The organism is Pseudarthrobacter sp. LMD1-1-1.1, from assembly GCF_040676255.1.
GTDB lineage: Bacteria > Actinomycetota > Actinomycetes > Actinomycetales > Micrococcaceae > Arthrobacter.
On record NZ_JBEGHP010000025.1, the window covers coordinates 318,864 to 326,294 of the forward strand.

A 7,431-nucleotide genomic window follows, 5' to 3' on the forward strand; every position below is an offset into this window, starting at 1 on the left:
CACAGCCATGGGCCGTTGGTGGCGCACGCAGGAGAACTCTTAAAGCAGGAAGGGCCCGATCCATAGGATCGGGCCCTTCCTGTATCAATCGTCGCTTAGTGCGTCAGGCTCTTGGAACCTTCTGCTGCTTCAACTGCCTCGTGGCCGTGGCCGTGGGCTGCTTCAAGCTCTGCAGGGGTAGCAGGAGCAACGCGGTCCTCGAAGAACCAGCGGGAGAGGAACGCGCGGCGCTTCTCCTTGCGGGTCACGACACCGTGCTCGTTGGGCAGGGCCGGGATGACCTCGGGTGATTCAAAGCCAACCAGCTTGTAGCGCTTGTACTCATCCAGCGGGGCGTGCACCTCGATGAATTCGCCGTGCGGGAGCCTGACGATACGGCCAGTCTCGCGGCCGTGCAGGGCGATTTCCCGGTCCTTGCGCTGCAGTGCAAGGGCAACACGCTTGGCAACGATGAAGCCGATGATCGGTCCGACGAAGAACAGGGCCCGGAGCCAGTACGTGACGTCGTTCAGGGACACGTGGAAGTGGGTGGCAATGAGGTCGGAACCTGCAGCTGCCCACATCACGCAGTACCAGATGAATCCGGCAACACCGATGCCCGTACGGGTCGGGGCGTTGCGCGGGCGGTCCAGGACGTGGTGCTCGCGGTCATCCTTGGTGATCCAGCGCTCGATCCACGGGTAGGTGAACATCACGGTGAACAGGATGCCAGCGGGGACCAGGGCCGGGAGGAGCACGTTGAACGTGAACACGTGACCGAAGAAGATCTGTTCCACGTGCCAGTTGCCGAGTGTGCCGGGCATGAGTCGCAGGGCACCGTCGACGAAACCGATGTACCAGTCAGGCTGGGTTCCGGCCGACACCGGGGAGGGGTCGTACGGACCGTAGTTCCAGATGGGGTTGATGGTGAAGAATGCCGCCATCAGGGCGATCACGCCGAAGACGATGAAGAAGAATCCACCGGCCTTCGCTGCGTAAACAGGACCCAGGGGGTAACCGACAACATTGTTGTCGTTGCGACCGGGACCGGGGTACTGCGTGTGCTTGTGCACCACGACCATGAACAGGTGCAGGACGATCATCAGCAGGATCAACGCCGGCACCAGCAGGATGTGCAGCATGTAGAGGCGGCTGATGATGGCCGTGCCGGGGAATTCCCCGCCGAACAGGAAGAACGAGATGTACGTTCCGATGACCGGGATGGACTTGATGACGCCGTCGATGATGCGCAGGCCGTTGCCGGACAGCAGGTCATCGGGAAGCGAGTACCCGGTGAAGCCTGCAGCCATGGCCAGGATCAGCAGGACGCTGCCCACCACCCAGTTCATTTCACGCGGGCGGCGGAATGCGCCGGTGAAGAAGACCCTCAGCATGTGGACTGCGATGGATGCCACGAACAGCAGGGCAGCCCAGTGGTGCACCTGGCGCATGAACAATCCGCCGCGGATGTCGAAGGAGATGTTCAGCGAGGAGCTGTACGCTACCGACATTTCCACTCCCTTAAGGGGAATGTAGCCGCCGTCGTAGTGGGTCTCCGCCATGGACGGATCAAAGAAGAACGTCAGGAACGTTCCGGACAGCAGCAGGATGACGAAGGAGTACAGCGCCACTTCACCGAACATGAATGACCAGTGGTCGGGGAAGACCTTGCGGCCGAACTCGCGGAGGATCCCGGAGCCGCCAACTCGTGAGTCGACAAAGTCGGTGATCCGGCCTGCCTTGGTTTTGGCGACGAATGCCGGCTCAGCTGTTGATGCTGCGCTCATGCGAATCACGCTCCCAGTAACTTGGTCCTACGGGTTCATGGAAGTCGCTGGTAGCGACGAGGTAGCCCTCGTCATCAACTGCGATGGGCAGCTGGGGGAGAGGACGGCTGGCGGGCCCGAAGATCACCTTGCACTCTTGCGTGAGGTCGAAGGTGGACTGGTGGCACGGGCACAGCAGGTGGTGCGTCTGCTGCTCGTACAGAGCAACGGGGCAGCCAACGTGGGTGCAGATCTTGGAGTAGGCAACGATTCCGTTGTAACCCCATTCTTCGCGGCCCTTGGAGGGGTTCAGCGACGCGGGATCGAGGCGCATGAGGAGCACAACGGACTTTGCCTTCTCGTTGAGCTTGCCCTCCTGCAGTTCGTTCAGGCCCTCGGGAATGACGTGGAAGGCGGAACCGATGGTGACGTCCGAGGCCTTGATGGGGGTTCCATCGGGGTCGCGGGTAAGGCGCTTGCGCTTTCCGTCCTGGGGAGCCCACATGGTGTGCGCGAGCTTGTCGTCAGGGCGGGGTCCGAGGTCACCGAAGATGGCGACGGCGGGAAGCGGGGCAAGTGCGACCGCACCCAGGAGGGTGTTGCGGATCAGCGGGCGGCGCTTGATGCCGGTCTCTTCCACGATGTCGTCAACGATGCGCACCGCAGCCTGGCGGTCCTCTTCGTAACGGATGGCGTGGCGTTCCTCGGAGACTTCGTGGTCGGGCATCAGGGCCTTGGCCCAGTGCACGATACCGGTACCGATACCCAGCATTGCGAAGGCAGTGCCAACGCCGAGCAGGGCGTTCTGGAGCCGGATGGTGGCGATGCTGGAGTCATCACCCAGATCAATGGCGAAGTACGCCACCAGGAAGATCAGGGTTCCAACAACAGAAATGCCAAATAGTAAGGCGACCTGCCGTTCTGCCCGCTTTGCGGCCTTCGGGTCCGTGTCAGCCAGGCGCAAACGATGCGGGGGAATTCCAGGATCCTGGAACTTCTCCACCTCATTCTGACCAGCCGTAGCTACGGTGCCCGAGTGGTTCGGACTGCCGTCACTATGGTTGCCCATAATTCGCCTCATCCTTCTCTCGTCCCGGCAGTTGCCGGGTTAGTTTCTAATTTCAAGCTGCTGACAGGGCAGCAGAAGTTGTGTGTTCCTGCGGAACGTCAGGACGTCCTGGAGGTGAGCCAGATGGTGAAGGCGATGATGACGCCAAGACCGGCAACCCAAACGAACAGGCCTTCAGCAACCGGACCCAGCGAGCCGAGGTCGGCACCGCCCGGTGAACCGGTGGTCTCGATCTGCTTCAGGAAGGTGATGATGTCCTTCTTGCCTTCAGGAGTGATGTTCGCGTCGTTGAAGACCGGCATGTTCTGCGGGCCCGTGACCATGGCCTCGTAGATGTGCTTTCCGGATACATCGGCAAGGGCGGGTGCGAACTTGCCGCGGGTCAGCGCGCCACCGGCAGCGGCGGCGTTGTGGCACATGGCGCAGTTGGTCCGGAAGAGCTCACCGCCGGCAGCTGCATCGCCGCCGCCGTTTGTCAGGTCTTCTGCAGGAACTGCCGGGCCGGCTCCCAGGGAGGCTACGTAGGCTGCAAGCTGGTGGGTCTGCTCGTCATTGAACTGGACGGGCTTCTTCATGGCCTGGGGGCCGTTCATCTGCATCGGCATGCGGCCGGTGCCCACCTGGAAATCAACAGCGGCTGCACCGACACCCACCAGCGAGGGGCCATCCTTGGAACCACTGGCGCCCATGCCGTGGCAGGTGGCGCAGTTGGCGGCGAAGAGCTTGCCGCCCTCCTCTGTGTCGCTTGCGCTGAACGTGGTGGTCGAAGCCTTGGCCTGGTTGACGGTGGTTGCCACGGCGTACAGCCCACCCGTGATGAGGAGCCCCATCAGAAGCAGCGCTATTGCTGCAAGTGGGTGACGCCGCTTTTGTGAGAGTGCCTTCACGTGGTGGTTCCTTTATTCGATCCTGCGCCGGCTCCGGGAGCCGCTACCTGAAATTCTGCCTCTTGTAGAAAAAGAATCAAAGCTGGCTACTTGAGTACGTAGATGACCAGGAAGAGGCCAATCCACACGACGTCAACGAAGTGCCAGTAGTAAGAGGTGACGATCGCGGACGTTGCTTCGAAATGCCCGAACTTCTTCGCCGCGAAGGACCGGCCCATGATGAGCAGGAAGGCAATCAGGCCGCCGATGACGTGGAGGCCGTGGAAGCCGGTGGTCATGTAGAAGGCCGAGCCATAAGCGTTGGAGGAGAGCGAGACGTGCTCGGAAACCAGCATTGCGTACTCGGTGGTCTGGCCGGCAACGAAGAACGCGCCCATGAGGAACGTCAGGGTGAACCATTCGTTCATTCCCCAGCGGGCGAACTGCAGTGCACCTCCGGCGCGCCGCGGCTGCAGCCGCTCTGCGGCGAAGACGCCCATCTGGCAAGTAAAGGAACTGGCCACGAGGACGATCGTGTTTACGAGCGCAAAGGGGAAGTTGAGCTTGGCTGTCTCTTCCGCCCACATCTGCCCACTGGTGGAGCGCAGAGTGAAGTACATGGCGAAGAGACCGGCGAAGAACATCAACTCGCTGGACAGCCACACAACGGTTCCAACAGAAACCATATTGGGGCGGTTCAGCGTGGGGTGCGCCGGGGTACTGGGGGCATGGGTCGCAGATGTCACATAGACATTATGTCTGTAAAAGTCCGTGCTGCCCAACGCAAACCGCCTTTTCGGGGGACTTTTTCTACAAAGACGCGAAATCGCCGGGAAAAGTTCCCGCAACCGTTCACATTGGTCAGTGGCCGCCGTCGGTCGATAGCATCAGCAAGTGACTTCTCAGGCAACTACAGCGTCCGGCAACACCTGGCCCCGGTTGATCTCGGCCCTGATCAAGGGCAATGACCTCACTGCGGAGAACACCTCCTGGGCCATGGACACCATCATGTCCGGTGAAGCCACGCCTGCACAGATTGCCGGATTCCTTGTGGCCCTCAGCGCCAAAGGCGAGACGGTGGACGAGCTTTCCGGCCTGGTTGAGGCAATGCTCGCCCACGCCAACCCCGTGACAATCACCGGGGAAAAACTGGACATCGTCGGCACGGGTGGTGACCAACTTAACACCATCAACATCTCCACCATGGCCGCCCTGGTCGCTGCCGGGGCCGGCGCGAAGGTGGTTAAGCACGGCAATCGGGCGTCGTCGTCGTCGTCCGGGTCTGCTGACGTTCTTGAAGCGCTCGGTGTCCGGCTTGACCTGCCTATCGCCCGGGTGGCCCGGAACGCTGAAGAGGCGGGAATCACGTTCTGCTTCGCGCAGGTGTTCCACCCGTCATTCCGCCACACCGCCGTGCCCCGGCGGGAGCTGGCAGTGCCCACTGCGTTCAATTTCCTGGGACCGCTGACCAATCCCGCCAATGTCCAGGCTTCGGCGGTGGGCGTTGCGAACGCGCGGATGGCGCCGCTGGTGGCGGGCGTCCTGGCCCGCCGAGGGAGCAGGGGACTGGTCTTCCGTGGCAACGACGGCCTGGACGAGCTGACCACCACTGGCCCATCAACCGTGTGGGAAATCCGGCACGGAGCCGTCAATGAACTGCACTTCTCGCCGCAGGACCTCGGCATCAGCCTGGCTACTGTTGAACAGCTTCGCGGCGGCAATGCGGCGGCCAACGCGGGAGTGGTCCGCGACGTCCTTGCCGGCAGCCAGGGTCCCGCTCGGGATGCGGTCCTGCTGAACGCCGCGGCCGGCCTTGTTGCGTTCGACCTCGAAGCACAGGGCCCGTTCCTGACACGGATGCAGGAGGCTTTCGCGCGTGCCGCGCATTCGATCGACTCCGGTGCTGCCGCTGCCGTCCTGGACCGTTGGGTGTCCCTCTCCCGCGCCTAACGGCCGGGTTGCCGGATTACTGTTCGAAACCCAGCGAAAAGGCGGCGTCGAGGTCGTGCTGTGAGTACGCCCGGAAGGCGATGTGGGTGGTGGTGTGGACCACGGCGGGAACTTTCGAGAGCCTGTCCGCAATGACGTCCGCGAGGTCTTCATGCCTGCGGACCCTGGCTACCGCAATGAGGTCCCATTCGCCGGTGACGGAATACACTTCGCTGATGCCTTCGATGGCCGAAATTTCTTCCGCCGTCTCCGGAATGCGGGCGGCGTCGGTCTTGATCAGAACAAATGCGGTAACCACGTCTGTACCCCTTCAATCGGTGCCGCCGCACTGGGGAACGGCAGGCTTTTCTCTCCAGCCAGCCTATTACACGGGTGCCGTTTCCCCTGCCGCCACCCTGCCGCCCAACTTCTGGTGCCCGCTACCTGCCCGGCCTGCGGCGGAGGCGTGAGGCGCCTGCCAGCAGGAGGCGGTAGCCCACAAGGAACACCGCCAGGGCAATCGTGGCAACGATGATGAAGGGCAGGACAACTGTCTGCCCGGTCAATGCCCGCAGGAGCATGCCGCCCACCAGGCTTCCGAGCCAGACTGGAACCCCTGCCCGGGTGATGGAGAAGGGGCTCCGCCATACGCGGGCGATCATCCATCCGGCGGCCGCGCCGGCGAGGAACGGCCAGGCAGTCAACAGCACACCGAGGATGGGCTCCTCACGGTGGTGTGCATCGCGGCCAATCGCGGCGAAAACGAGGATCAGCACCATATCCACCGCTGCCGCCACCACTGCTGCCCGTGCCGGTGATGTCTGTGCAGGCTTGGTTTTCAACGAACTCATGGTTTCGAGCTTAGCCGCCGACGGGAGGTGGGCGTGTGCGGATGTCCCGTAGCCGGGGGCGGGGGAGCGGGCGGTCAGACTGCTTCCTGGAGGCGGCGGTCTTTGTGTGCTGCCTGCACCCGGTGGACAAGCCAGCTTGCCTCCCACCGCAGGTGGTAATCCATGTCCGCGTCCCACTCAATGAGGACATCGGTCACGGTGTAGGCCAAGGCGTTTGCCGGCAGGGAACGCACCGTGACGGGTGCGGGGCGCAGCAGAATAATTGGTCTGCCGGGAGCCTGCCGCAGGGCTTCGTCGCGCATCTCGGAACGGCAAGCCGGGCAGGTGGCCGTGGAATGCGGGCAGGTGTGGGGGCGGGGGAGTTCGCGCATGGGGGCGTCCTGGGGAGTAAAAGGAGTACCGGGCGCCGCCGCCGTCTGCATGACCAAAGGAGGATCCAGGGACCGCCCCATCGCGCGCCTGCGGCGGGCCGGGTGGGCCTGCCGCCATGTCCAAAAGGTTAGGACGCCCAAGGCCGTTGGCGCATGGGTGGGAGCTACCCAATTTCGATGCGGATCTCCCCGTTTTTAGGCACGTACCGGATAGGGATGAAGTAAGGTCGCTGCAGTAGTTGAGCCCACCCGCCCATAACGGAGAGATCGTGAACAAAGCCCTATGGATTTGCAGCCTGGTGGGCGCAGCCTTGGGAATCAGCCTGGGGCTGGCGATTTTCCACACACCATTCTGGGGCTTTGCGCTGGGGCTCGGAATCGGAGCTGTGGTCGGAGCCTCGATGCAAAGGCGTCATTGACCACCACTGCGGGGGACCACGCCGGAATGGCTTCTACCAGCAGCGCTCGAGACATTGATGGCGAAGTACGTTATCCGTTTTCTTGCCATGCGCGGGCGTTAGGGACGCTGATTCTTCTTGAAGACGATGTAGTCAGACATTCGGGTGGCTGCGCGGGCTGCGTGCTGTGTGATGACCGCGG

8 protein-coding genes are annotated in these 7,431 nt (G+C 62.7%); 1 reads left to right on the top strand and 7 read right to left on the bottom strand.

Annotated features, from left to right (window positions below; all coding sequences use genetic code 11):
* Positions 1 to 95 precede the first annotated feature (95 nt).
* The 4 genes from MRBLMD1_RS20195 to MRBLMD1_RS20210 all read right to left on the bottom strand — a co-directional run bounded on the left by MRBLMD1_RS20195 (position 96) and on the right by MRBLMD1_RS20210 (position 4,462).
* Positions 96 to 1,766: a cytochrome b gene (locus MRBLMD1_RS20195; RefSeq protein WP_364402946.1), complete on the bottom strand. Its 1,671-nt coding sequence runs from the start codon at positions 1,764 to 1,766 to the stop codon at positions 96 to 98.
* Positions 1,744 to 2,814, bottom strand: a complete 1,071-nt coding sequence (locus tag MRBLMD1_RS20200) for a ubiquinol-cytochrome c reductase iron-sulfur subunit (RefSeq protein WP_159631963.1) — start codon at positions 2,812 to 2,814, stop codon at positions 1,744 to 1,746. Before MRBLMD1_RS20200 ends, MRBLMD1_RS20195 begins: the two co-directional genes overlap by 23 nt.
* Positions 2,815 to 2,912: 98 nt before the next feature.
* Positions 2,913 to 3,701: a c-type cytochrome gene (locus tag MRBLMD1_RS20205; protein WP_224026114.1), complete on the bottom strand. Its 789-nt coding sequence runs from the start codon at positions 3,699 to 3,701 to the stop codon at positions 2,913 to 2,915.
* Positions 3,702 to 3,787: 86 nt separating this feature from the next.
* A complete protein-coding gene (locus MRBLMD1_RS20210; protein ID WP_286397109.1) occupies positions 3,788 to 4,462 on the bottom strand; it encodes a cytochrome c oxidase subunit 3 in 675 nt (224 codons plus the stop codon).
* Between the two features lie 112 nt (positions 4,463 to 4,574).
* Here MRBLMD1_RS20210 and trpD point away from each other — a divergent pair, with 112 nt between their 5' ends.
* Positions 4,575 to 5,630: an anthranilate phosphoribosyltransferase gene (trpD, locus tag MRBLMD1_RS20215; protein WP_159631965.1), complete on the top strand. Its 1,056-nt coding sequence runs from the start codon at positions 4,575 to 4,577 to the stop codon at positions 5,628 to 5,630.
* A gap of 16 nt (positions 5,631 to 5,646) precedes the next feature.
* On the opposite strand, the gene MRBLMD1_RS20220 is transcribed toward trpD, so the two are convergent.
* The 3 genes from MRBLMD1_RS20220 to MRBLMD1_RS20230 all read right to left on the bottom strand — a co-directional run bounded on the left by MRBLMD1_RS20220 (position 5,647) and on the right by MRBLMD1_RS20230 (position 6,831).
* The gene (locus MRBLMD1_RS20220) at positions 5,647 to 5,928 is read right to left on the bottom strand and encodes an Lrp/AsnC family transcriptional regulator (RefSeq protein ID WP_141160402.1); all 282 of its coding nucleotides are present in this window, start codon (positions 5,926 to 5,928) and stop codon (positions 5,647 to 5,649) included.
* 121 nt (positions 5,929 to 6,049) lie between these two features.
* Entirely contained in the window at positions 6,050 to 6,460 is a 411-nt protein-coding gene (locus tag MRBLMD1_RS20225) for a DUF3054 domain-containing protein (protein WP_307490692.1), read from the bottom strand.
* 74 nt (positions 6,461 to 6,534) lie between these two features.
* Positions 6,535 to 6,831, bottom strand: a complete 297-nt coding sequence (locus tag MRBLMD1_RS20230) for a hypothetical protein (protein WP_307490695.1) — start codon at positions 6,829 to 6,831, stop codon at positions 6,535 to 6,537.
* Between the last annotated feature and the right edge of the window lie 600 nt (positions 6,832 to 7,431).